This window comes from Pseudomonas sp. 05N434 (assembly GCF_056396965.1).
Genome location: NZ_JBFTMK010000987.1, coordinates 1 through 785, shown reverse-complemented (window position 1 = coordinate 785; position 785 = coordinate 1). Strand labels below are relative to the sequence as shown.

The 785-nt window shown below is 61.8% G+C and carries 1 protein-coding gene and 1 pseudogene; both read left to right on the top strand.

Going from position 1 to position 785, the window contains the following annotated elements:
• Positions 1-87, top strand: a pseudogene (locus tag AC1DLB_RS31245) (protease inhibitor I42 family protein); the annotation flags it as partial.
• Between the two features lie 2 nt (positions 88-89).
• Positions 90-722 carry a lysoplasmalogenase gene (locus AC1DLB_RS31240; RefSeq protein ID WP_477743276.1) on the top strand — a complete coding sequence of 211 codons (633 nt, stop codon included), beginning with the start codon at positions 90-92 and terminating at the stop codon, positions 720-722.
• Positions 723-785: the final 63 nt, after the last annotated feature.

Genomic DNA, 785 nt, shown 5'->3' with positions numbered 1-785 from the left:
GGCCGCCTGCGGCTGACTTACTCACAACCGTGGGCACCGGAAGTACCGGCGGTGCAAACCTTCGACTGCGCCATCGCGGTTAACTGATCGTGGGCTGGCTGATTCTGGCGCTGATGGGCGCGGTGACCTTTATGTATGGCCTGAGCGTGCATGCCGCGCTGCTCTGCCTGCTGGTCAAACCGATGCCTGTGCTGGCCCTGCTCGGCTGGTTGCACGATGCACCGCCCAGCGAGTATCGACGCTGGATCAGCCTGGGTTTGATTTTCTCCTTGGTCGGCGATGTGTTGCTGGCATGGCCACAAGACTTGTTCGTGTTTGGACTTGGAGCATTTTTGCTCGCGCATCTGGCGTATCTGAAGGCTTACTTGAGCGATTGCCGGCGTCTGGCTGTGTTGCCGCTGATCCTCGCCTTCGGCGTGGGTGCCGTGCTGCTGGGGATTCTGATTTCCAATGGCTTGGGGCCGCTGCTGGTCCCAGTGATCGTCTACGGCCTGGCCATCAGCGCCATGCTCTGGCGCGCCCTGGCCCGACTCGGCACCGATGTACCCAAACGCTCGGCGCTGCTGGCTGCGGCGGGCGCGGTGGCGTTTGTGTGTTCTGACAGCGTGATTGGCATTAACCGGTTTGTGATGCCATTTCATGCCGCGCCTTACGTGATCATCCTGAGTTACTGGCTGGGGCAATGGGGGATTGCGGCGGCGTTCACCCAGAAACCGCGCTGAATCCTGTGGCGAGGGAGCTTGCTCCCGCTGGGCTGCGAAGCAGCCCCAACTTCAGGTTCAGCG